The sequence below is a fragment of the Curtobacterium phyllosphaerae genome (assembly GCF_049341865.1).
Lineage (GTDB): Bacteria > Actinomycetota > Actinomycetes > Actinomycetales > Microbacteriaceae > Curtobacterium > Curtobacterium phyllosphaerae.
Genome location: NZ_JBMPIU010000001.1, coordinates 619,722 through 644,201, shown reverse-complemented (window position 1 = coordinate 644,201; position 24,480 = coordinate 619,722). Strand labels below are relative to the sequence as shown.

Below are 24,480 nucleotides of genomic sequence, written 5' to 3'. Positions count from 1 at the left end.
ACGAGGCAGGTCGCGATGGGCGGTGGTCGGGTGGGCGCCGGGGGCGCGACGGGCGGGGCGGGGCCGAGCCGTGCCTCCCCGCCGGGTCAGGGGACCGGGTCGAGGCCGGTGGCGGTGCCGGCCTGGATCGCGGTGATCGCGACGGTGTTGACGATGTCGCTGACGAGCGCGCCGCGCGAGAGGTCGTTGATCGGCTTCCGGAGGCCCTGGAGCACCGGGCCGATCGCGACCGCACCGGCGGAGCGCTGGACGGCCTTGTAGGTGTTGTTGCCGGTGTTGAGGTCCGGGAAGACGAACACCGTCGCGTGGCCGGCGACCGCGGAGTCCGGCATCTTGGCGCTCGCGACGGTGGGGTCGGCGGCGGCGTCGTACTGGATCGGGCCCTCCACGAGCAGGTCCGGACGACGCTCCCGGACGAACGCGGTCCCGGCGCGGACCTTGTCGACGTCCGCCCCGGAGCCGCTGTCCCCCGTCGAGTAGCTGAGCATCGCGATCCGCGGGTCGATGCCGAACTGCGTCGCCGTCTCGGCGGACGAGATCGCGATGTCGGCGAGCTGCTCGGCGGTCGGGTCCGGGATCACCGCGCAGTCGCCGTAGACGAGCACCCGGTCCGCGAGCGCCATGAGGAACACGCTCGACACGACGGAGGTGTCCGGACGGGTCTTGATGATCTCGAACGACGGGCGGATGGTGTGCGCGGTGGTGTGCTTCGCGCCGGAGACCATGCCGTCCGCGATGCCGAGGTGCACCATCATCGTCCCGAAGTACGAGACGTCGGTGACCGTGTCCCGCGCGAGTTCGACGGTCATGCCCTTGTGGGCGCGGACCGTCGCGTACTCGACGGCGAACCGTTCGCGGAGGGTCTCGTCGAACGGGCTGACGACGTCCGCCGCGTCGAGGTCGAGCCCGAGCTCGACGCCGCGGGCGCGGACCGCCGCCGGGTCGCCGAGGATCGTCAGTGCGCAGACGTCGCGCTGGAGGAGCGTCGATGCTGCTCGGAGGATGCGGTCGTCGTCGCCCTCCGGCAGGACGATGCGCTTCCGCGACTCGCGGGCCCGGTCGAGCAGCAGGTGCTCGAACATGAGCGGGGTGACGACGCCGGACGGGCTGACCTGCAGGCGTTCCAGCAGGGCCGCGCCGTCGACGTGCTTCTCGAACAGCGAGAGCGCGAGGTCGTACTTGCGGGGCGAGTCCGCGGCGAGCCGTCCGCGGGTCTGCGTGATGCGGAGTGCCGTGTCGTAGGTACCGAGGTCGTTCCGTGCGATCGGGAGTGTGCTCGACAGGCCCTCGAGCAGCTGGGTGATCTGCGGCAGCGGCTCGAACCCACCGTTGAGGATCACACCGGCGAGCGACGGGAACGTCTCCGAGTCGTTCGCGAGCAGCGTCGCGATGAGGACGTCGTTCCGGTCGCCGGGCACGACGACGACACCGCCCTCGATGAGCCGCGGCAGGACGTTCTCCATGCTCATGCCGGCGACGACGGTGCCGAGCGCCTCGCGGTCGAGCAGGGCGTCGTCACCGCGGACGAGGGTGGCGTTCGTCGCCTGGAGCAGCGCGCGGACGGTCGGTGCGACGAGGACCGCGTCCTCCGGTATCGCCCACACCGGCGTCTCCGGGTGGCTGTCGTGGACGGCGTGCTCCACCCGTTCGATGATCTCGGGCATCGCCCCCGGGTCCGCACGGTTCACGACGACGCCGAGGAGCGCGGCGTGCGCGGCCCGGAGCTCGCTCGTGGTGAGCTCCGCGACCTGGCCCATGTCGTCCGGGGTGCGGGCGGCCCGATCGGCACTGTTCCTGCCGCCGAGCACGAGGAGCACCGGGGCGCCGAGGTTCGCCGCGATCCTCGCGTTGAAGGACAACTCGGTCGGGCTCCCGACGTCAGTGTAGTCCGAACCGACGATGACGACGGCGTCGCACTGGCGCTCGACGTGCGCGAAGCGGTTGACGATGCTCGCGAGGGCGGCGTCCGGGTCGGCGTGCAGCTCGTCGTACGAGACGCCGATGCAGTCCTCGTACGGGATGTCCGCGACGCCCTGCTGGAGGAGGAGGTCGAGGACGTAGTCGCGTTCCGAGGTCGACCGCGCGATCGGACGGAACACCCCCACCCGTCCGACGGACCGCGTGAGGGTCTCGAGGACCCCGAGGGCGACGGTGCTCTTGCCGGTGTGTCCTTCTGCTGACGTGATGAAGATGCGGGTCGACACGCCTGCGAGCGTAGCCCGGCGTCGCCGTCGGAAGCTGGGCGGTCGTGACCAGGTCCCGGGACCTGTACCATTGAGTGTCGCCGTCCCCGGACGGTGGCCCGGAGGATTCGCCTAGTGGCCTATGGCGCACGCTTGGAAAGCGTGTTGGGTGAAAGCCCTCGGGGGTTCGAATCCCCCATCCTCCGCGGAAGCCCCTGGATCTCGCCATCCAGGGGCTTTTCCATGCCAGCGTCCCGCTCCCGGACCGCTGTCCCGGAGCGGCGACCTGCACCGGACCCCGCACCGGTCCCCCATCTGTCCGACCGGCGTGCACCCCGTTCCGACCGACGATGTCCGAGCGGCGTCCTGCAGTGTCGAGGACGGCTCCTCGTGTCCTATGCTGACCGCAGCGATGGCCTCCCATGGGCCGCCGCAGGTGTGGGGCACGGCAGGGGCGTCGTGTCGACGCGACCGAGGTCGTCGACCACGCCACCCAGACGTCCGCCACCGACGGCGGACGTCACCGAAGGCAGGAGACACGCCGTGGGGGAAACGACGGCATCGGCGACCCCGGTCCGCACCGGGCTCGAACTCGTGGTGCGGCCGCGTGCCGCGCTCCTCCGGACGACCGCGCTGAGCGTCTTCTTCTCCGCCGTGCCCCTGAGCGTCGCCTTGATCTGGATGTCGATGCCGGCGCGACTCTGGCCCGTCGTCACGGCGGTCATCATCCTCGTCGCGGTCGTCACCGGCGCCCTGTTCCTCCGCATCCGCACCGCGTTCGTCGGCGTCGGGACCGACGTCGTCGAGATCCGGAGCGTCCTGAGCCGTCGCGTGACCGTCGACCGGCACGCCGTCGACCGCCTCGTGCTCGCGACCACCACCGGCGCGGCGGCCGATCGCGCCCGGCGGGAGCTCCTCGCCCTCGCGGCGGACGGCACGACGCTGTTCCGGCTGCGCGGCGACCTGTGGAACGAGTCGGACATCGCCCGGGTGGTGCTCGCGCTCGACGTCCAGGTGACCGACGTGCCGAAGCCGATGTCCGTCCGCGAGTTCCACCGACGGTTCCCGAGGAGCCGCTCCTGGTACGAGGGCCGGCGCGGGCTCGTCGTCGTCGGGCTCGTCGTCGCGGTGTTCGTCGTGTGCGGCCTCGTCGCCGAGACCGCGGGCGTGCTCGCCCGCTGAGCGCTGCGCGGCGCATCACTGCCGCAACACCCCGCCGCAGACCGTAGGAGCATCGCGCCACTCAGCGCCGCCGCAGCGTCGCGAAGATGCCCTTCACGACCTCCTTCGCGATGGAGCTCCCGAGTGCGCTGCCGAGCACGTCCGACAGCGGGTCCGAGGCCGACGGCCTCCGGGTCCGCGAGCCGGTGGTCGTCCGGGTGCCGCGCCGCCGCTGCTCGGCGGCACGCTCGGCCCGCTCGAACTCGCGCTGCGCCTTGTCGTACTCCCGCTGCGCCGCGGCCCGTTCTCGCTGCTCCGCCGCGGCCCGCTTCGCGGCGGCCGCCGTCGCGGCCGCCGCCTCCCTCGCCTGCCCCGCCGCGACGACCTCGGCCTCCGCGGCCTGCCGGGCAGCGTCCTCGGCGGCTGCGGCGGCGTTCGCCGCGGCCGCGGCCGCCTCGAGCTTCCGCGCCAGGATCTCGTGCGCCGAGTCCGGGTCGATCGCCGTGCCGTAGGTCGCGAACAGCGGTGACGCCTGCACGGCCGCGAGCATCGACGCGGCCGGCATCGGGTCCATCGACCCGCGCGGTGCCCGGAGGCGCGTCCACGCGACCGGCGTCGGTGCACCCTTCTCGTTCATGACCGTGACGATGGCCTCACCGGTCGCGAGCGAGGTCAGCACCTCGCCGAGGTCGTACTCGCTCGTCGGGTACGTCGACACCGTCGCGCGGAGGGCCTTCGCGTCGTCCGGGGTGTGCGCGCGGAGCTGGTGTTGGATGCGCGACCCGAGCTGCGCCAGGACGTCGTTCGGCACGTCCTTCGGGGTCTGCGTCACGAAGAACACCCCGACGCCCTTGGACCGGATGAGCCGGACGGTCCGGGTGATCTGGTCGAGGAAGTCCTTCGAGGCACCGTTGAACAGCAGGTGCGCCTCGTCGAGGAAGAACACGAGCTTCGGCTTGTCCTGGTCGCCGACCTCGGGGAGCTCGTTGAACAGGTCGGCGAGCATCCACATCAGGAACGTCGAGAACACCGCGGGTCGGTCCTGCACGCCCGGGACCTCGAGCAGGCTGACGATGCCGGTGCCGTCCGGTGCGGTCCGGAGGAACTGCGCGGTGTCGATCTCCGGCTCCCCGAAGAACGTGTCCGCGCCCTGGTCCGCGAACGTGATGAGCTCACGGAGGATCACGCCGACGGTCTGCTTGCTGAGCCCGCCGAGGTCGGCCAGCTCGCCCTTGCCGGCGTCCGAGGTCAGCCAGCTGAGGACGCTCCGCAGGTCGGCGAGGTCGACGAGCGGCAGGCCGGCGGCCTCGGCGTAGTGGAACACCAACCCGAGCGAGGACTCCTGGGTACCGTTCAGTCCGAGGACCTTCGACAGGAGCAGGGGCCCGAAACCGGACACGGTCGCCCGGACCGGCACCCCGGTCCCGACCCCGCCGAGTGCGTAGAACTCCGCCGTGCTCGCGGCCGGGGTCCAGTCCTGGCCGATGCCCTGCGTCCGCTCGAGGAGCTTCGGGGACGCCGAACCGGGGACCGCCAGGCCGGACAGGTCCCCCTTGACGTCGGCCGCGAACACCGGGACCCCGGCTGCAGCGATCTGTTCGGCGAGCACCTGCAGGGTCTTCGTCTTGCCGGTCCCGGTGGCCCCCGCGACGAGCCCGTGCCGGTTCAGCATGCCGAGCGGGATCCGGACCTGCACGTCGGGACGGGCCGACCCGTCGACCAGGGCGCCGACCTCGATCGCGGACCCCTCGACCGTGTAGCCGCTGCGGATCGCATCGACGGCGGCCGGGCTGAGCAGACCGGTCGGCGGTGCGTCCGTCCGGACGGGAGGCACGGCTGCTGGAGCCGCGTCGTCGGCGGTCGTGGGCTCCACGAGCGGCGTGGGTGGCGCCTCCAGGCCGGTCGGCGGTGCGACCGCAGCCTGTGCTTCGAGCGCGCGGGCGAGTGCCTCGGCACGGGCGGCGGCTTCGTCCGCGAGACGCCTCGCCTCGTCCGCGGCGGCGCGGGCCGCGACGGCGGCGGCGCGGGCTTCCTCGACTGGATCCGACATGGCCTCAGCCTAGGGAGCGCACCCGCGCTCGTCACGGGCCGATGCGGCCGCATGGACCGACGGTGCCAGCGGCGCCCGCCTCAGTGCGTGAGCGCGGGCACCGACCGCGGCCGGACCACCAGCCAGAGCAGCAGGATCGCGACGACCGACGTGCACGCCATCACCGCTGCCATCGGGGCCGCCGTCGAGACGCCGATGATGCCGACGACCGGCGAGATGACGCCCGCGACGCCGAAGTTGAGCGCGCCGAGCAGCGACGCCGCCGTCCCGGCCTCCTTCCCGTGTGCGGCGAGCCCGAGGACCTGCACCTGCGGGAAGCAGAACCCGCACGCCGCGATGAAGAACCAGAGCGGGACGAGGACCCCCACGAGACCGCCGATCCGGAGCGTGTCGAGGACGACGATCGTCAGGGCCGCCAGGAGGAGGGTCGCGGTCGCCACCGCGAGGATCCACTGCGGTCCGATGCCGCGTCGGGCGAGCCGGGAGGAGATCTGCACGCCGACGACCACGCCGATCGAGTTGACGGCGAAGAGCACCCCGTACGCCTGCGTCGACAGGCCGTACACCTGCTGGAACAGGAACGGCGACGACGCCAGGTACGAGAACAGCCCGCTGAAGACCATCGCCCCGATCAGCGCGACACCGACGAACACCCGGTCCGAGAACAGCGCGCGGTACCGTGCGCGCATCGTCGAGTGACCCGCTTCGTGTCGACGGGACGGCGGCAGGGTCTCCACGATGAGCGTGCTCGTCGCGGCGATCACCGCGGCGCCGTAGCACGCGAGGAACACGAAGATCCCGCGCCAGCTCACGAACTGCAGCATCTGCGAGCCGATCAGGGGCGCGAGGATCGGCGCGAGTCCGTTCACCATCGCGAGCCGCGAGAGCATCTTGACGAGCGGGATGCCGCCGAACAGGTCCCGGACCATGGCCATGGCGACCACCACACCGGCCGCCGCGCCCATCCCCTGCAGCAGCCGGAAGAGCCCGAGCAACTCGATGTCCGGCGCGGCGGCCGCGGCCACCGACGCCGCGATGTGGAGCGACGTCGCGAGGATGAGCGGGAGCCGTCGCCCGACCTTGTCACTCCACGGACCGACGATCAACTGCCCGAGGGCGAACCCGATCGTCGTCGCGGTGAGGGTCAGCTGGACGGTGCTGGCCTGTGCGCCGAGATCACGTTCGAGGGACGGGAACGCGGGGAGGTAGAGGTCGATCGTGAACGGACCGAGCGCGGTCAGCGCTCCGAGCACGAGCACGTAGACGAGGCGCTGCGCGCGGGACAACGAGTCGCCCGGGTGGACGATGACCGTCAAGGAGCCGGTCGTGGGGGCGGACACGCGGTGAGGCCTTCCATGCGGAGGTCGAATCGATTCGGGTGGTCGTGTCCATGGTACGGGACGTCCTGGCGGGGTGCGGGACGGGGCCGCCGGCTGGCGGGCCACGGGACGCACTGGCGGGCTACGGGACGCACTGGCGGGCCACGGGACGCACTGGAGGCCCGTGGCGGGATCGCCACGGGCCTCCAGTCGGTCAGTCGGTCAGTCGGTCACCGCTGCGTCGCCGCCGCGAGGCCGCTGAAGCTGACCGACCCGAGCCCGGTCACGTCGTCGTACCCGACCGCCGTCGAGAGCGACGTGTCGGTGTTCAACGTGACGAGGTACGAGTTCCCCGACACCGCACCGGTGTAGGCGAGGGCGATCGGCGAGACCGGCGGGACGACGTCGCTGAACACCGACGGCGCGGCCTTGTCCGCGGCGTAGAGCGTCGGGTTCGCGAACCCGAGTCGGACGCCGGTGGACTGCTGGACGATCGCCATCAGGGCCGCCGTGATCGGCGACGCGAGCGAGGTGCCGCCGTACGTCTCCGTCTGGTAGGCACCGGCCGCGAGCGTCGAGTCGTCCTTGATCGGGCGGATGCCGATCGAGAACCCGGTGTACGGGTCCGCGAGGGCCCCGAGGTCGGGCGAGACGCGCTTGCCGGCCGCCGCGAGGTTCGCCGGGACGACGCCCTTCTGGTACGCGGGCATCGAGAAGTACGTGCTCACGCCGCCGCCCGCGCCGCCGCCGTACGTGTTGCCGGGGAGCGGTGCGACGTAGACGTTGCGGCCCGTCGAGGAGGTGACGATCTGGTCGAGGGTGTCGCCCCAGCCGGTCTCGAACGCCTTCTTGCCGTCCTTGCCGATGCCGACGCTCGTGCCGCCGACCGCGGTCACCCACGGCGACGAGGCCGGGAAGTCCGGCTGCGCGCTGCCGAGGTTGACCGACTCGTCGCCGGAGTCGCCGCTCGAGAAGTACAGGCCGATGCCGGTGCCCGCGGCCTGGATGTGCAGGTTCTGCTCACCCTGGATCGTGGCGAGCGGCACGTCCTCGCCGACGTTGCCGTAGCTGTTGCTGACGATGGTCGCGAGACCGCCGTCGAGCACCCGGGACATCGCGATGTCGAGTCCGCCACCGCAGTTGGTGCCGCCGACGTAGAGGATCGACGCCGCCGGGGCGACCGCGTGCACGGACTGCACGTCGAGGGTCTCCTCACCCTGCCATCCGCTCGGACCCTGGCAGAGCGTCTCGTCGGTGAACTGCGACGGCGACGGGATCTTCTGCGAGAAGGTCGCACTCGTCAGCTGCGGTTCGCCGTGGCTCGCCGAGTACGTGTCGGTGTCGTGGATGATCGTCGGCGAGGCGTACGCGTCGATGATCGCGACGGTCTGCCCCTGCCCCTGCACGCCCTTCGCGGCGAGGGTGTCGACGCCGTACGCCGACCGGAGCTGCGACGGGATGTACCCGCAGTTGAACGTGCCGACGGTCGTCGTGCCGTACGCCTGGGGAACGGTCGCGGAGCGCTCGCCGGTGTAGTGCGAGCAGACCGCGTTCACCTTCGCCGACGGCGCCGCGGTCGACTTCTGGAGCGGGTGCGACGGCGTCTGGACGGTCGGGGTCTGTCCCTGCGCGACGAGGTCCGGACGCGTCTGCAGCCGGCTCTGGTCGACGCTCACGCCCGCCACCTTCGCGGCGATGGCGGTCGGCAGGGACGGTGTGGCGGCGGGGGCGACGAGGGTGCGGCCGTCGTGGCGGTACGCGTGCAGCGGGGCGCCGAGCACGCCGCCGACGACCGAGGCCGGTCCGCGGAACACGACGAACTCGTGGCTGGCGGGGACGCCGGTGATCGTCAGGCCCTGAGCGCGCAGGTAGCCGGTGACCTGGTCCGCGTCCGCCTTGGTCGGGGCGTACTTCGCGATCCACGCCGACGGGCTGAGGGGCTTGCGGTACTGCGGGGAGCCGGGCGTCGAGACCGCGGTCGCGAGGGCGGTGGCACCGGCCTGGTCGCGGAGCGGCAGGTAGACCTCGCCCTCGACGTCGGTGTCGGCGGCGGCCGTGCCGGTGTCGTTCGCAGCGGTGGCCCAGGCGGGCACCGATCCGGGGAGCGCGGCACGTCCGGCCAGGTCCGAGGTCGCGGCGGTCGCGGGACCGGCCGCGAGGAAGCTCGTCCCGACCACGCAGGCGACTGCGGCGATCGTGGCGACGGTGGCTCGTCGGTGGAGCAGGAACGTTCGGGGTCGTGGTTTCACGGGAGTCCTCACTCAGGGTGTTCCATGGAGATGGTGAGGCGACAGTAATGAGCGCGTGCATGCCCGGGACAGTCAGCGAAACACCCCACGTGCGCCGTCCCCCGTTCGGGGGTGGTGGGCTGTGCTTCCACTCATGCTGCGATCGCCGTCGTTCCGGCGCTGACGTCCCTCCCGGATGCCGCCTCGCCGGGAGTTCGCCGTCAACCGGCGCGGCCGTGTCACGCGGCGGGAGGTCGCTTCCCGCGCTGCAGGTCGTCGACCACGGCCACGGCCCGGGCCACGAGGACCGCGTCGGCAGCGCTCGCGATCCGGTAGTCGGACCCCGTGCCACTGGCCCTGGACCCCGGGATCCGCGGCCCGATGGCGACGACGAGCGCACCGGCGTCGTGGGCGGACCGGACCTGGTCGCCGAGACGCGTGCGGTCGACCGCCTGCACGAGGACGACCTTGGCGCCGGCCTGCACGACCTCGTCGATCGCGCGCTGCTGACTCGACACCGGGTCGGCCGCGTCCGCGACCCGGACCTCGGGCACGTACCCGGCGTCCGCGATCGCGGCGTCGAACCGGACGTCGAGCGGCTCCGCCGGCGTCTCGACGTGGCCGGGGGCGATCGGCGTGCCGGTCTTCGTGGCTCCGCTGCCGGCCGCGTCGAGCGGCGCCAGCACCACCCCGACGACCGCGTGCTCGTCGAACCCGCCGTCCGCACTCGTCAGGTCCGTGCTCCGGACCGGGCTCGGCGCGGGCGAGGTCGTGCCGCCGGCGCAGCCCGTGACGCCGAGCACCGCGGCGCCGAGGACGGCTGCCACCGTCGCGGTGGCCAGACGGTTGCGGAGCACGAGTCCCTCCCGGATGGTCGACCTGTCACGGTACACGGTCGCCGCGGACCGCTCGCGCTCCCGCCGCTCACCGCCCGCCGCGCCCGCCGCGCTCGTTCAGCTGCGCGGTGCCGGGACCGGGCCGAGCCGACGGACGAGGACGAGGCCCCCGACGGCGACGACCGTCATCGCGGCGAACACCACGGCGAACGACACCGTCGCGTCCCGCCCGCCGAACGCCGCGAACACGATCCCGGTGATCGCGAGGCCGATGACGGTCCCGGTCGAGTCCGCGATGGTGAGGGCCGAACTCGCGAAGCCGTGGTCCGCGTCGTCGCTGAGACGGAGCGTCAGCATCGAGGTCCTCGGGTACACGATCCCCATGCCGCCGCCGGCGATGAACCACCCGACGATCATCACCACCGGCGACACCCCCGTCGACGCCACCAGCAGTGCCGAGAGCAACCCGACGACGACGAGCGCGAACCCGGTCAGGAACGTCCGCCGCGCCGTCAGCAGGCGCTCGGGGAGCCGTCCGTGCACCCAGCTCGCGAACGCCCACGACAGTGCCGCGATCGTCAGCGTCACCCCGGCGAACGACGGGCTGAAGCCGTGGTGCTCCTGCAGGAGGTAGGGCAGGTACACCTCGCTGCCGAGGAACGCCGCGCCCGAGACGGCACGGATCACGATGACGGCCGGGAGGCCAGGGGCAGCCCGGAACGTCCCCCGCGGCATCAGGGGGCGGAGCGCGACCCCCGCGGCGACGAGTCCGACGACGAGCAGGCCGACGCCGGCCACGACGGGCAGGTCCGGCGCGACGTTCAGCACCAGGACGGCGACCGCGGCGAGCGCCGACCACGCGATGCGGCCGCGGTCCCATGCCGGCCGGACCCCGACGGCGGGCGCAGCCAGCCGCGAGAGCGACGGCACCAGCACGAGGAACGACCCGATCGCGATGACGAACGCGCCGACGAACACCCAGTGCCAGCTCCACGTGTCGGTGACGATCCCGGCGATCGCGGGCCCGACGAGTCCCGGGACCACCCACGCGGCGGCGAACCCGGCGAAGATCGACCCGTGCAGGTGCTCGGGGTAGATCCGGGACACGATGACGTACAGGACGACGGTGACGGCACCCGCGCCGAAGCCCTCGACGAGTCGGCCGGCCAGGAACATCGGCATCGACCCGGACACGGCGACGACGACGGTGCCGAGCGCGAAGCAGGTCGCGGACGCCCAGGTCACCACGCGCGCGCCGGCGCGGTCGGCCCAGTTCCCGGCGAGGACCATGCCCGGCACCCCGGCGGCGAGCGGTGCCGCGAACGCGAGGGAGTACAGCGTCTCGCCGTCGAGGTCGCGGCTGATCTCCGGCATGATCGACGCCATCGCGAGGTTCTGGAACGCGGCGACCGCGACGATCAGCACCATGCCGATCGTCGGGAGCAGGAACCCCGGACCGAGGACGCCGCGTCGTGCCCGGTCGTCCGAGGTCGTCGCGGCGCCGCCCGTCACTGCCCGGCGCGGTCGAGCGCCTGCAGCACGTCGGCCACCAGGTCGGTCGCGTCCTCGATGCCGACCGACAGCCGCACGAGGTCCTCGGGCACGGCCAGCTCGGTCCCCCGGACCGACGCGTGGGTCATCGCGGTCGGGTACCCGATGAGCGACTCGACGCCGCCGAGCGACTCCGCGAGCGCGAAGACCTCGGTCGACTCGGCGAACCGGACCGCGGCGTCCGGGCCGCCGGCGAGCTGGACGGACAGCATGCCGCCGAAGGACCGCATCTGGCGTGCGGCGACGTCGTGCCCCGGGTGGTCGGCGAGTCCCGGGTACCAGACGCGTTCGATCGCCGGGTGCCCGACGAGCGCCTCGGCGACGGTCTGCGCGTTCGCGGAGTGCCGGTCCATCCGGACGGCGAGCGTCTTGATGCCGCGGACGGTCAACCACGCGTCGAGCGGGCCGGAGATCGCGCCCGCGGCGTTCTGCAGGAACGCGACGTCCGCCGCGACCTGCTCGTCCTGCACCACGAGCGCACCGCCGACGACGTCGGAGTGGCCACCGAGGTACTTGGTGGTGGAGTACACCACGACGTCGGCGCCGAGCGACAGCGGCTGCTGGAGGTACGGGGACGCGAAGGTGTTGTCCACGACGACGAGGGCACCGGCGGCGTGGCCGATCTCGGCGAGCGCGGCGATGTCGACGATCTTCATGAGCGGGTTCGTCGGGGTCTCTATCCAGAGCACGGTCTTGCCGGCGGCGGTCGTCCCGGGGGCGGTCGACGCGGCCGCGAGTGCTGCCCGTACCGCGTCGAGGTCGCTCATCTCCACCGTGCTGAGGCGGACACCCCACGGGACGTGCACCTTGCTCGCGAGGCGGTACGTCCCGCCGTAGACGTCGTTCCCCATCACGATCGCGGCGCCCGGGGCGAGGTACGAGCGGAGGAGGACGTCCTCGGCGGCGAGTCCGGACGCGAACGAGAACGCGGCACGGCCACCGTCGAGGTCGGCGAGGAGCTCCTGGAGGGAGTCACGGGTGGGGTTCCCGGAGCGGGAGTACTCGTACCCGTTCCGCAGCCCGCCGATGCCGTCCTGGAGGTACGTGGAGGTCAGGTAGACCGGGCCGACGACGGCGCCGGTCGTGGCGTCGGGCTCCTGCCCGGAGTGGATCGCGCGGGTGGGGAACTCGGCCATGGGGTGTCTCCTGGTGGTGGGTGGGTACTGGTCCGGCCGGACCGTTCCGACGGGCGCGGCTCGTCCGACAGGGCTGCTACTCGGACAGGGAGGCGAGCAGGTCGTGCCGCGCGACGACGGTGACGGGCTTGCCGTCCTCCACGACGAGCAACGCGTTCGCGGTCTCGAGCGCGCGACGCGCAGCGCCGACGGACTCGCCCGTCCCGACGAGGGGCAGCGGATCGCCGACGAACGGTGCGAGCGAGTCGGTCATCTTCGCCGCGCCGGTGAAGACCGCCTCGAGCAGTTCCTTCTCCTCGATCGCGCCGACGACCTCGCCGATCACGACCGGCGGCTCGGCGGAGAGCACCGGCATCTGCGAGACGCCGTACGTCTTCATGATCTCGATGACGTCGCGGACGGTGTCCGAGGGGTGCGCGTGGACGAGGTCCGGGAGGGTGCCGTCCTTGCCGGCGATGAGCGACCCGACGGTGCGGACGGCCTCGTCGTCGTTCTCGAGGAACCCGTAGGAGCGCATCCACCGTTCGTTGAAGATCTTGCCGAGGTAGCCGCGACCACCGTCCGGCAGGAGCACCACGACGGTGTCGTCCGGGCCGAGCTGCTTCGCGTGCTCGAGTGCCGCGACGACCGCCATGCCGCTCGAGCCGCCGACCAGGAGGCCCTCCTCCCGCGCGAGACGCCGGGTCATCGCGAAGGCCTCGGCATCGGTCACGGCGATGATCTCGTCGACGACGCTGCCGTCGTAGGCGCCGGGCCAGAAGTCCTCGCCGACGCCCTCGATGAGGTACGGACGTCCGCTGCCGCCGGAGTAGACGCTGCCCTCCGGGTCGGCCCCGACGATCCGGACGGCGCCCGCGGAGGCCTCCTTCAGGAACCTGCCGACACCGGAGATCGTGCCGCCGGTCCCGACGCCCGCGACGAACGAGGTGAGCCCGCCGTCGGTGTCGCGCCAGATCTCCGGCCCGGTGGTCTCGTAGTGGCTGCGGGGGCCGTTCGGGTTCTCGTACTGGTTCGGCTTGAACGCGCCCGGGATCTCGGTGACGAGTCGGTCGGACACCGAGTAGTACGACTCCGGGTGTTCCGGCGGGACCGCCGTCGGGGTGACGACGATCTCGGCGCCGTACGCGGTCAGCACGTTCCGCTTGTCCTCGCCGACCTTGTCGGGCAGGACGAACACGCACCGGTAGCCGCGCTGCTGGGCGACGAGCGCGAGGCCGACGCCGGTGTTCCCGCTGGTCGGCTCGACGATCGTCCCGCCCGGGCCGAGCTGGCCCTTGGCTTCGGCGTCGTCGATGATCCGGGTGGCGATGCGGTCCTTCGAGGAGCCACCGGGGTTCAGGTACTCGACCTTGACGAGGACGGTGGCCTCGATCCCCGCGGTGACGTTGTTGAGCCGGACGAGCGGGGTGTTGCCGACCAGGTCGATGACGGAGTTCGCGTAGCGCACGATCCCCGAGTCTACGTGGCACGACCGACGCGGCACCGGACGGGAGGCGCGGGGCGGGCCCGCACCGCGCCTCCCGTCCGGTGGTCCGCCGGTCAGGCTGTTCCGGCGTGAGCGCCCGCGGCCGGCTGGTTCTGCTGCCGGTGGAGCGCGGCGTAGACCCCGTCGAGGGCCAGGAGCTCGTCGTGCGAGCCCCGCTCGGCGATCCGTCCGTGGTCGACGACGAAGATGAGGTCGGCGTCGCGCACGGTCGACAACCGGTGCGCGATCGAGATCGTCGTCCGTCCGCGCGACGCTGCGTCGAGGGCGTCCTGCACGACGCGCTCCGAGATCGAGTCGAGCGCGCTCGTGGCCTCGTCGAGGATGAGCACCGGTGGGTCCTTGAGCAGCACCCGGGCGATCGCGATCCGTTGTTTCTCGCCCCCGGACAGTCGGTACCCGCGCTCCCCCACGACCGTGTCGTAGCCCTCCGGGAACGAGGCGATCGTGTCGTGGATGTTGGCCCCGCGGGCGGCGGCCTCGAGTTCGGCGTCGGTCGCGTCGGGCTTGGCGTACCGGAGGTTCTCGCCGATCGTCGCGTGGAACAGGTAGGTCTCCTGGCTCACGATGCCGATGTGCCGGACGAGGTCCTCCTGCTCGAGGTCGCGGACGTCCGCACCGGCGAAGCGGACCGCGCCGCTCGTCGCCTCGTACATCCGTGGGACGAGGTACGACACCGTGGTCTTGCCGGCGCCGGAGGGACCGACGAACGCCCCGAACTGACCGGGGGCGAGCTCGAACGACATCCCGCGGAGCGTCGGCTTGTCCGGCTCGCCGTCGGGGTACACGAACGTGACGTCGTCGAAGGAGACCTGTCCGACGCGGCGCTCGTCGACCGGCTTCGCGTCCGGGGAGTCCTTGATCGCCGGATCGAGGTCGAGGTACTCGAAGATGCGGGCGAAGAGCGCGCCGGACGTCTGGAGGTCGAGCACGACGCGGAGCAGGCCGACCGTCGGGAACAGCAGCCGCGACTGGACCGTCGTGAACGCGACGATCGTGCCCGCGGTGATGTCGACGCCGCCGTTGATGAGGGACGCCGCGACGAGGTAGATGATCGCCGGGATGATGGACAGGAAGATCTGCACGATCGCGAAGAACCACTGCCCGGACATCTGCTGCCGGACCTGCAGGCCGATCTGGTTCCGGTTCTCCCGGCCGTAGCGCTCGACCTCCGCGCGCTGCTGGTTGAAGCTCTTCGCGAGCAGGATGCCGGACACGCTCAGGGTCTCCTGGGTGATCGCCGTCATGTCGGAGAGCGACTCCTGGGTCTGCCCGGCGATCTTGGCCCGGACCCGGCCGACCCGGCGTTGCGCGATGACGAGGAGCGGCAGCAGCACCACCGCGACGATCGTCATCTGCCAGCTGAGGAGGAGCATCGCCACGACCGCGGCGATGACCGTCACGGTGTTGCCGAGCACGGACGAGATCGTGTTGTTGAGGACGCTCGCGACGCCGCCGACGTCGTTCTGCAGCCGCGACTGGATCACGCCCGTCTTCGTCCTGGTGAAGAACGCGAGCTCCATTCGCTGGAGGTGCCCGAACAACCGCATCCGCATCGCGCCCATGACCTTGTTGCCGACCGTGGCGGTGAGGTAGGTCTGCCAGACACCGACGCCGGCCGACGCGATCCACAGTGCGACCATGCTCCCGACGAGCACGAACAGCACCGGCAGGTCGGGGTGTCCGGAATTCGGGAACAACCCGAGGTCGAATGCCTTCTGTGTCAACAGCGGCGGGACCACGCTGATCGCCGCCCCGACGAGGACGAGCACCATCGTGCCGATGATCGCGTTGCGGTGCGGGGAGAACAGGCCGGCGATGCGCTGCAGCAGGTGCGGGATCTTCGGGGCCGCGGCGTTCGCAGCCCGCTGCGCGTCGGTGTCCGCACTCGAGATCCGGCCACCACGGCCTCCGCCTCCGCCGCCTCCGCCGCGCATCCCGCCGCCACTCGCGACCGCGTCCATCCTGCTCACCTCGTCAGGCTAGACCTGCCGGACGCACGGCGAGCCGCACACCGTGCTCACGGAACAGCGCGCGCAGGCGATCCGGATCGACCAGGTGCCACCACCGCACCCGGATGAACGTGTGGACCTCCGGGCGGCGGCGGATCCGGTCCTCGCGGCGCTTCTCGTCCCAGAGGACGTCTGGAGCGTCCCGGCCACCGCGCATCGTGGGGTCCTCGTACTTCTGCCGCCCGTCGAACTCGACCACGATCCCGAGGTCCGGCAGCCAGAAGTCGACCCGGTCCATGGTGCCGTCCGCGTGACGGAACTCATGCTGCTCCTCGAACGACGGCGCTCCGATCTCGACCATCCGCGCCGCGCAGTACGACTCGCCCACCGACTCGCGTCGCCCGCTCGCGAGCCCGACGACCCGCGCGACGGCTCCCCGCCCCTTCTCGCGCGTCCGCTCCACCCGATGCTCGACGGCATCGCGGGTCACCGAGCCGGTCCGCAGCAGATGGTCCAGGATCACGAGACTCTCCGGCATCGGCAGGGCCCGCGCGAGCTCGACCGCCGTCGCCGCCATGGGCAGCACGGACAGGCCGTCGAAGACATGGGTGACCTGCCCGATGGCTCCGTCCAGCGCGCGATGGACGGTCAGTCCGTCCCGCTGGCGGTCGGTCAGAGCCGTCTGGTCGGTCACGTGGACCCGCTCAGGCCATGACCCGATGTGCGGCCAGCCGTACAGCGCAGCCGCGGTCAGGTGCGAGGGCATCGCGCCGGGCGGCAGTCTGGGGAGTACGGCCCGGAGCCGGAGCACGTGCCACTCCACGGCGTCGAGGTCCACGAGCCGGTCGGGCGCCGCGAACACGCCGGGTCGGATGCGGGTCAGGGCCCCGGTCCGCGCCAGACGTTGGAGGCGCCGGGCAGTACTGCGGGTCGAGGAGCTCGTCCGGAGGAGCTGGATGTGCTTGTCGTCGGTGATCATGCTCCATGGTCTCGATCGGAGCGCGAGCGGACGCACCCTCGATCACGATCGGTGGAGAGCCGCACCCCCGCGGCGAGCTGTGCAGGGATCCGGGACTCCGGGGTCGCTTCATGCAGCGTCATCGAGCCGCTCTCGGCGCGTCGAACGCGACCCTTCCGCCTGGGAACGTCAACCCCGTGCGCGCGCAGATGATGCGGGAGCATGGTGCGACATCCCGCCCGGAAAGCGTCGTCGCGAAGCGCGGGGAATGTCGCCCGATGCGTGATCATGAAGCGCCCCCGCACCCCCACCGCACCCGCACCCGCCCCCGCTCCCGAGCCCTACCCGTCCGCACCTGTCGCCCGATGCGCACGCAGATGATGCGGGAGCATGGTGCGACATTCCTCCCGGAAAACGTCGTCGCAAAGCGCGAGAGATGTCGCCCGATGCGCACACAGATGTTGCGGGAGCATGGTGCGACATCCCTCCCAGAAAGCGTCGTCGCGAAGCGGGAGAGATGTCGCCCGATGCGCACGCAGATGATGCGGGAGCATGGTGCGACATTCTTCCCGGAAAGCGTCGTCGCGAAGCGCGTGGAATGTCGCCCGATGCGTGATCATGAAGCGCACCCGCCCCCGCACCCGCACCACACCCGCAACCGCACCGCACCCCCGCCGCCCCCGCACCACGCACGCCCCCACCCCGCGCACGACGAAGGCCGCCGCCCCCACAGGGACGACGGCCTCCGGCCAGCAGCGGACTGCCTACTTGACGGTGACGGTGGCACCGGCGCCCTTGAGCGCGTCGGCGGCCTTGTCAGCGGTCTCCTTGTTGACGCCCTCGAGAACGTTCGCCGGGGCGCCGTCCACGAGTGCCTTGGCCTCGCCGAGGCCGAGCGAGGTGAGACCACGCACCTCCTTGATGACCTGGATCTTCTTGTCACCGGCGGACTCGAGCACGACGTCGAACTCGGTCTGCTCCTCGGCCTCCTCGGCGGGGGCGGCGGGGCCAGCGGCACCGGCGACGGCGACGGGGGCGGCAGCGGTGACCTCGAAGACCTCCTCGAACTTCTTCACGAAGTCCGAGAGCTCGATGAGCGTGAGCTCCTTGAACGCGTCGATGAGCTCGTCCTGCGACAGCTTTGCCATGATGTTCTCCTTGTTGCTGAGTGTTGGGGTTGGTACCGCGGGCCGGTTCAGGCTGCGGAGGACTGCTTCTCGCGGAGGGCGTCCACGGTGCGGACGGCCTGCGAGAGAGGTGCGTTGAACAGGTACGCGGCGCCGAACAGCGAGGCCTTGAAGGCGCCGGCCAGCTTGCCGAGCAGCACCTCCCGCGACTCGAGGTCGGCGAGCTTGTCCACCTCGGTCGCGGTGAGCGGGTTGCCGTCGAAGTAGCCGCCCTTCACCACGAGCTGAGGGTTCGCCTTGGCGAATGCACGCAGCGACTTCGCGACGGCGACGGTGTCTCCGTGCACGAAGGCGATCGCGGACGGGCCGGCGAGCTCGTCGTCGAACGACGAGATGCCTGCCTCGTTGGCAGCGATCTTGGTCAGCGTGTTCTTCACCACGGCGTACGTGGCGTGCTCACGGATGTCTGTGCGCAGCTGCTTGAGCTGAGCCACCGTGAGACCGCGGTACTCGGTGAGCAGGACGGCGTTCGAGTTGCGGAAGTTCTCCGACAGCTCGGCGACCGCAGCTTCCTTGTTCGCCATGGTTCTCCTTGTGGGTCGTGTGCCGGGTGCCCCCGGTCCCCACACATGGAAAAAGCTCCGGCGCAGAGGCTCGGAGCTGACCCACGACCATGACGGTCGGGAACGTTCTGAACACCTGCGCTGGTTGCCCCACGAGTGAGGACCTTCGGACTGCACGCACGCGCGCAGTCAACCGGCGGTCTTTGGCTCCGAGAACCATAGCAGCCGCACCAGCGGTCCGGCAAACCCGAGCATCCGGCCTGGAGGCGCGGGGCACGTCCGTCTCAGGAACGCACGTCGACCTGCGGGTCGCCGCCCCGAGCCTCCAGGCCGGCCGGTTCCGGACCGTCCAGCGGAACCCGCACCGGGACCTGGACGGGCTCCTCCTCCGGGACGGACGTCGGCAGGTGCACGGTGAACACCGTGCTCCCCGGCTCGCTCGCGACGCTCACCGACCCGCCGTGCGCCAGCACGACCGCCTCGACGATGGCGAGTCCGAGCCCCGTCGACCCCGCCGTCCGTGACCGGGAACTGTCCCCACGGGCGAACCGTTCGAAGAGCTTCGGCAGGAACTCCGGCGGGATCCCCTGCCCGGTGTCCGCGACGACCAGGTCGACACCGCCGCCGTCCGCCGCGGATCCGATGCCGACCCGGATGCGTGTGCCGTCCGGGGTGTGCGTGCGCGCGTTCGTGACGAGGTTCACGATGACCTGGTGGAGTCGGGCAGCGTCGCCCTGGACCACCACCGGTTCGTCCGGGACGTCGACCTCGATCGGGTGCGCGGGGCTCGCGGCGTGCGCGTCGTTCACCGCGTCGAGCACGAGCCCCGTCAGGTCGACGTCGTCGAACTGGATCTCCCGGCCCTCGTCGAGCCGGGCGAGGAGCAGCAGGTCCTCGACCATCCCGGTCATCCGGACGCTCTCCGCCTCGACCCGGCTCATCGCGTACACGACGTCGTCGGGCAGGTCGACGTTCATCCGGCGGGTGAGCTCGGCGTACCCGCGGATCGACGCGAGCGGCGTCCGCAGTTCGTGCGAGGCGTCGGCGACGAACTGACGGACCTTCTCCTCGCTCTGGGCACGCGCGTGCATCGCCTCCCCGATGTGGCCGAGCATCCGGTTGAACGCCGCGCCGACGCGTCCGACCTCGGTACGCGGGTCCGTGTCGGTGGCGGGCACGCGGACGTCCGCCAGGGCGTCGCCGCGCTCGAGCGGCATCCGGGCGACCGTCGTGGCGGTCTCGGCGACGCGCTCGAGCGGACGGAGGGACCGCCGGACGGTGAACGCCGCGAACGCCGATGCGGCGACGAGCGCCGCGGCCATCACGACCACGACGACCCAGACGAGCTTCCACACGCTCGCGTAGACGGACGCCATCGGGAGTCCGATCACGAGCACGCCGTTCGAGGTGGACACGGCCGCGACGCGGTAGTCGCCGGCGTCGCCGCCGAGGTGCAACGTCTGCGCGCCGGTCCCGACGGTCGCCTGCCCGAGCTTCTGCGCCTGCGCGTTCGTCAGCCGGAGGATCGAGCCGTCGTTCTGCAGGACGTTGCTGACGAGGCCGTTGCCGTTCACGAACAGCGCCGTCAGCGTCCCGGCGCCCTGCCCGGGGAGTCGCGAGAAGTCGTCGCCCGGTTGGCCGTACCCGCCGCCGTCGTGGTCGAGGAACACCTTCGCACGTGTGGTCGCGTTCTCGATCTGCCGGTCGATGGTGTTCGTCTGGATGGTCGCGAGCGCGATGACGCTGCCCGCGCCGATCACGGCGCTGACGGCGACGACGAGCGCGACGATGCTCAGGACGAGTCGGCGGCGGAGGGTCATGGCGCGCTGATCCGCGGTCAGGAGGTCGGCTTGATGACGTACCCGACACCGCGCACGGTGTGGATCATCGGGGTCTCGCCGGCGTCGATCTTCTTCCGCAGGTACGAGATGTAGATCTCGACGACGCTCGACTTGCCGCCGAAGTCGTAGCTCCACACCCGGTCGAGGATCTGCGCCTTCGAGAGGACGCGACGCGGGTTGCGCATCAGGAACCGGAGGAGCTCGAACTCCGTCGCGGTGAGCTCGATCGGACGTCCGGCCCGGTGCACCTCGTAGGACTCCTCGTCGAGCACGAGGTCCCCGACGGTGATCCGGGAGTCGCCGGACTCGGCGACCGAGATCTGCGAACGCCGGATGAGTCCGCGGAGCCGCGCCACGACCTCCTCGAGCGAGAACGGCTTCGTGACGTAGTCGTCGCCACCCGCGGTGAGGCCGGTGACGCGGTCCTCGACGCTGTCCTTCGCGGTGAGGAACAGCACCGGGGTGTCGTCGTTGTTCTGCCGGAGGCGGCTGAGCACCTGGAGGCCGTCGAGGTCGGGCATCATCACGTCGAGCACCATGGCGTCGGGCTTGAACTCGCGCGCCTTCGCGAGGGCGTCCTGTCCGCCGTTGGCGCTCCGGACGTCCCAGCCCTCGTAGCGGAGGGCCATGGACAGCAGGTCGGTGAGGCTCGCCTCGTCGTCGACGACGAGGATGCGCAACGGCGTCCCGTCGGCACGGGTGAGACGGGGTGCGGCAGAGGGCTGGGAGATGGTCACGTCTTCGAGTATCGAGGAGTTCCTATGAGCCGTCTGAGACGAACCGTGGTGCTCCCTGTGGAATCCGACGCAGCGGTCGGCGGACACCCTGGACCGTCCACATGACGCCGTCCGTAGGTTGAGCGCATGATGACCTCACCGGCGTGGCCGTCGTCCGCCCGGTCGGCGGACACCGCAGGGCTCGAGGACGCAGCCGGGAGGGTCGGGCCGGCACACGCGGACCGGCTCGCGTTCGCGACGACGGTCGCCGGACGCACCGCGCCGCTGGCGGCGGGCACCGCCGGGGCCTTCTTCGTCACCCTCGCCGCGATCGGCGCGGCGGACGTCGCGCTCGCCCGGACGGTCGAACCGCACCTCGACGCGCTGTCGATCCTCGACGCGGCGGGGGTCGCTGCCCCCGCGGGGAGCGCCTGGGGCGTGTTCGCGGCCGAGGCGCCGGGGCTCGCGCTGACCGTCCAGGAGCACGAGGGAGGACCGGTGCTGTCCGGCACGAAACCGTGGTGTTCACTGGCGTCGTCGCTGTCGCATGCGCTCGTGACGGCGACGGTCGGCGATGGCCGAGGTCTGTTCGCCGTCGATCTCCGGCACCCGGGCGTCACGACCCACGACGACCGGTGGGTGGCCCGCGGGATGCCGGGGGTGCCGAGCGGGCCGGTGGACTTCGACGCCGTCCCGGCCACCCCCGTCGGGGACCCGGGGTGGTACCTGACACGACCGGGCTTCGCGTGGGGCGGGATCGGGGTCGCCGCGTGCTGGTTCGGCGGCGCGGTCGGGCTCGCACGGACCCTCCGCACGTTCGCCGCGGCACGATCGGACTCCGACCTCGTCCGGCTCGCCCTCGGCGCGACCGTGCTCGACCTCGAGGACGCCGAGGACGCGCTCGCCGGCGCCGCGGCCCGCATCGATGCAGACCCGGGGCTGGGCGACGCGGACCCCGGGCCGGGCGATGCTCCCCGCCCGGACTGGCCACTCGTCGCGCAGACGGTCCGATCCCGGGTGCGCGCCGCAGCCGCGCGCATCCGAGCGCGGGTGACCGCCACGATCGGCCCCGCTCCCCTGACCGCCGACCCGGACGTCGCCGCCCGGGTCGCCGACCTCGAGCTCTACCTGCTGCAGGACCACGGCGACCGCGACGTCGCACGCATCGGCCGGATCGTCCTCGAGCGCGGCGGTGTCGCGTGGTGAGCTTCGACCACCGCGAACCCGGGACCCCGGCCGCGAGCTGGACCCCGTTCCTCGACGGGGTGCACGCCACCGCGCTCGACCCGGCGGCGTTCGGGAGCGTCGTCGTGCTCGCGCCGCACCCGGACGACGAGACGCTCGGTGCGGGCGGCCTCATCGCACTCGCCGCCGACGCCGGGACCCCGGTCGTCGTGCTCCTCGCGACCCGCGGCGAGCGCTCTCATCCCGACTCGCCGACGACGTCGCCCGACCGGCTCGCGGCGATCCGGGAGACCGAGGTCGTCGCGGCCCTGCACGCTCTGCACCCCGGCATCACGATGGTGTGGCTCGACCTCCCGGACGGCGGGCTCCGGGAGCACGCCGAGGACCTGGCAGCGTCGCTGACCGAACTGCTGAGCGAGACCGCGTCGCCGACCCTCCTCGTCGCGCCCTGGCGTGGGGACGGTCACCGCGACCACCGGATCGCCGGGGAGGTCGCGGAGTCGGTCGCGGCCCGCTCGGCGGCGACCACGCTCGTGGAGTACCCGATCTGGATGTGGCACTGGGACGACCCGGCGACGACGACCGCGCCGTGGGACCACGTCCGCTCGGTCGCCGTGCCGCCCGGGATCCGCGAGCGCAAGTCGGCCGCGATCCGCGCCTACGTGTCGCAGACCGAACCGCTGTCCGACGCACCGGGCGACGAGGCGGTCGTCGACGACGGACACCGGGCGCACGCGGAACGCACCCGCGAGCTGTTCTTCGAGCCGTCCCAGGCGCCGGAACCGCCCAGCACCGAGCCGGCCAGCACCGAGCCGGCCAGCACCGGGCCGTCCCGCTCGCAGGCCTCCTTCGACGCGCACTACGCGCGGAAGCCCGGCGGGTGGGACTTCGAGGGGAGCTGGTACGAGCAGCGGAAACGCGCACTCACCGTCGCCGCCCTCCCCCGCGCCCGGTTCCGGTCCGCACTCGAGATCGGCTGTGCCACGGGCGTCCTCACCCGGGCGATCACGGAGCGTGCCGACCGGACGCTCGGGATCGACATCACCGAGGCGCCGCTCGAGGCCGCGCGACGGAACGCCCCCGACGGTCGGTTCGTCAGGATGACGGTGCCGGACGAGTGGCCGGACGGGTCGTTCGACCTCGTGGTCCTGTCCGAGATCGGGTACTACCTGTCGTCCGCGGACCTCGACGGCACCATCGACCGCATCGCGCAGAGCCTCGACGACGACGGCGTGCTGCTCGCGTGCCACTGGCGACACCCCGACACCGAGGCCGTGTCGAGCGGTGACGCGGTCCACGAGCGACTCCGCTCGCGATGGCCCCGGCCGCCGGTCGTGCTGCACCTCGAGGACGACTTCGTGCTCGAGGTGTTCCCCGGCCGGGCCGCGGAGTCCGTCGCCCGCGAGACCGGTCTCGTCCGGTGACCCGTCGTGCGTCCGCCCGGATCGACGTCGTCGTCCCGGCCCGCGACGAGGAGGACCACGTCTCGGCATGCCTGGTCGCCCTCGGGGTGGCCGTCGCGCACCTCCGGGACCGCCGACCGGACGTCGCCGTCGGCGTCACGCTCGTGCTCGACGACTGCGCAGACCGGACCGGTGCCCTCGCCGCCGCGGCAGCGGCGCGCGACCCGGCACTGACCGTCCTGGAGGCGCGGCTCGGCGCCGTCGGACCGGCCCGCCTGCTCGGCGTGCGGGCGGCGCTCGACGTGGCCGGGCCTCCCGTCCGGAACCGGTGGATCGCGAACACGGACGCGGACTCGCGTGTCGACCCGCGGTGGCTGCTCCAGCAGCTCGACGCACTCGAGCGGGACGCGGCGGTCCTCGTCGGCGCGGTCGTGCCCGACCCGGAGGACCTGGCGCCCGAGGTGCTCGCACGCTGGCTGCTGACCCACCCGCCCGGCGCGACGCTCGGGCACGTGCACGGTGCGAACCTCGGGATCCGGGCGGACGTCCACGAACGCCTCGGCGGGTTCGAGCCGATCGCCGAACACGAGGACGTCCGCCTCGTGGCGGCCGCCCGCGCGGCCGGGTTCCGGGTCGAGGCGACCGAGGAGTTCCCCGTGGTCACCTCGGGCCGGTTCGCGGGTCGGACCCCCGGCGGGTACGCCGAGCACCTGCGGGCCGTGTACGGCGACGCAGCCATAGAGGCCTCATAGCCCGCGGCAACACCCGCCACAACGAGCGTTCGTAGC

General features: G+C 72.0%; 18 protein-coding genes and 1 tRNA gene. 5 read left to right on the top strand and 14 right to left on the bottom strand.

The features are described from left to right. Positions 1–86: 86 nt before the first annotated feature. A complete protein-coding gene (gene pta, locus ACO0E0_RS02960; protein ID WP_422869893.1) occupies positions 87–2,204 on the bottom strand; it encodes a phosphate acetyltransferase in 2,118 nt (705 codons plus the stop codon). A gap of 100 nt (positions 2,205–2,304) precedes the next feature. Here pta and ACO0E0_RS02955 point away from each other — a divergent pair. Further along, a tRNA-Ser gene (locus ACO0E0_RS02955) sits at positions 2,305–2,389 on the top strand. A 337-nt stretch (positions 2,390–2,726) separates the two neighbouring features. Further along, complete coding sequence (locus ACO0E0_RS02950) at positions 2,727–3,365, top strand: hypothetical protein (RefSeq protein WP_422869892.1); 639 nt, start codon at positions 2,727–2,729, stop codon at positions 3,363–3,365. Positions 3,366–3,426: 61 nt separating this feature from the next. Here ACO0E0_RS02950 and ACO0E0_RS02945 read toward each other — a convergent pair whose 3' ends face one another. The 13 genes from ACO0E0_RS02945 to ACO0E0_RS02885 form a co-directional block, all read right to left on the bottom strand. Next, a complete protein-coding gene (locus ACO0E0_RS02945; RefSeq protein ID WP_422869891.1) occupies positions 3,427–5,394 on the bottom strand; it encodes a helicase HerA-like domain-containing protein in 1,968 nt (655 codons plus the stop codon). 80 nt (positions 5,395–5,474) lie between these two features. Then, the gene (locus tag ACO0E0_RS02940; RefSeq protein WP_422869890.1) at positions 5,475–6,734 is read right to left on the bottom strand and encodes a multidrug effflux MFS transporter; all 1,260 of its coding nucleotides are present in this window, start codon (positions 6,732–6,734) and stop codon (positions 5,475–5,477) included. Between the two features lie 209 nt (positions 6,735–6,943). Further along, on the bottom strand, positions 6,944–8,962 hold the full coding sequence (locus tag ACO0E0_RS02935; RefSeq protein ID WP_422869889.1) for a S53 family peptidase: 2,019 nt from the start codon (positions 8,960–8,962) through the stop codon (positions 6,944–6,946). Positions 8,963–9,180: 218 nt separating this feature from the next. Then, entirely contained in the window at positions 9,181–9,798 is a 618-nt protein-coding gene (locus ACO0E0_RS02930) for a hypothetical protein (protein WP_422869888.1), read from the bottom strand. A gap of 96 nt (positions 9,799–9,894) precedes the next feature. Continuing rightward, positions 9,895–11,289, bottom strand: a complete 1,395-nt coding sequence (locus ACO0E0_RS02925) for an MFS transporter (protein WP_422869887.1) — start codon at positions 11,287–11,289, stop codon at positions 9,895–9,897. Further along, positions 11,286–12,464 carry a cystathionine gamma-synthase gene (locus tag ACO0E0_RS02920; RefSeq protein WP_422869886.1) on the bottom strand — a complete coding sequence of 393 codons (1,179 nt, stop codon included), beginning with the start codon at positions 12,462–12,464 and terminating at the stop codon, positions 11,286–11,288. The genes ACO0E0_RS02925 and ACO0E0_RS02920 overlap by 4 nt, the downstream gene beginning before the upstream one ends. Positions 12,465–12,540: 76 nt before the next feature. Beyond that, entirely contained in the window at positions 12,541–13,911 is a 1,371-nt protein-coding gene (locus tag ACO0E0_RS02915; RefSeq protein ID WP_422869885.1) for a cystathionine beta-synthase, read from the bottom strand. 92 nt (positions 13,912–14,003) lie between these two features. Next, complete coding sequence (locus tag ACO0E0_RS02910) at positions 14,004–15,911, bottom strand: ABC transporter ATP-binding protein (protein WP_422869951.1); 1,908 nt, start codon at positions 15,909–15,911, stop codon at positions 14,004–14,006. A gap of 13 nt (positions 15,912–15,924) precedes the next feature. Further along, a complete protein-coding gene (locus tag ACO0E0_RS02905; RefSeq protein WP_422869884.1) occupies positions 15,925–16,878 on the bottom strand; it encodes a hypothetical protein in 954 nt (317 codons plus the stop codon). A gap of 743 nt (positions 16,879–17,621) precedes the next feature. Next, on the bottom strand, positions 17,622–18,005 hold the full coding sequence (gene rplL, locus ACO0E0_RS02900; RefSeq protein ID WP_422869883.1) for a 50S ribosomal protein L7/L12: 384 nt from the start codon (positions 18,003–18,005) through the stop codon (positions 17,622–17,624). A gap of 47 nt (positions 18,006–18,052) precedes the next feature. Then, a complete protein-coding gene (gene rplJ / locus ACO0E0_RS02895; protein ID WP_422869882.1) occupies positions 18,053–18,568 on the bottom strand; it encodes a 50S ribosomal protein L10 in 516 nt (171 codons plus the stop codon). A gap of 263 nt (positions 18,569–18,831) precedes the next feature. Beyond that, positions 18,832–20,367, bottom strand: coding sequence for a sensor histidine kinase (locus ACO0E0_RS02890; RefSeq protein WP_422869881.1), 1,536 nt, complete (start codon positions 20,365–20,367; stop codon positions 18,832–18,834). Between the two features lie 17 nt (positions 20,368–20,384). Further along, on the bottom strand, positions 20,385–21,119 hold the full coding sequence (locus ACO0E0_RS02885) for a response regulator transcription factor (RefSeq protein WP_479723446.1): 735 nt from the start codon (positions 21,117–21,119) through the stop codon (positions 20,385–20,387). 132 nt (positions 21,120–21,251) lie between these two features. Between ACO0E0_RS02885 and ACO0E0_RS02880 the strand changes: the two genes are divergently transcribed. Genes ACO0E0_RS02880 through ACO0E0_RS02870 form a run of 3 tightly spaced genes read left to right on the top strand, consistent with a single transcriptional unit; the run spans position 21,252 to position 24,444 of the window. Then, the gene (locus ACO0E0_RS02880) at positions 21,252–22,310 is read left to right on the top strand and encodes an acyl-CoA dehydrogenase (protein WP_422869879.1); all 1,059 of its coding nucleotides are present in this window, start codon (positions 21,252–21,254) and stop codon (positions 22,308–22,310) included. Next, positions 22,307–23,713 carry a PIG-L family deacetylase gene (locus tag ACO0E0_RS02875; protein ID WP_422869878.1) on the top strand — a complete coding sequence of 469 codons (1,407 nt, stop codon included), beginning with the start codon at positions 22,307–22,309 and terminating at the stop codon, positions 23,711–23,713. The genes ACO0E0_RS02880 and ACO0E0_RS02875 overlap by 4 nt, the downstream gene beginning before the upstream one ends. Beyond that, positions 23,710–24,444, top strand: coding sequence for a glycosyltransferase (locus tag ACO0E0_RS02870; protein ID WP_422869877.1), 735 nt, complete (start codon positions 23,710–23,712; stop codon positions 24,442–24,444). Before ACO0E0_RS02875 ends, ACO0E0_RS02870 begins: the two co-directional genes overlap by 4 nt. The last annotated feature ends 36 nt before the right edge of the window (positions 24,445–24,480 follow it).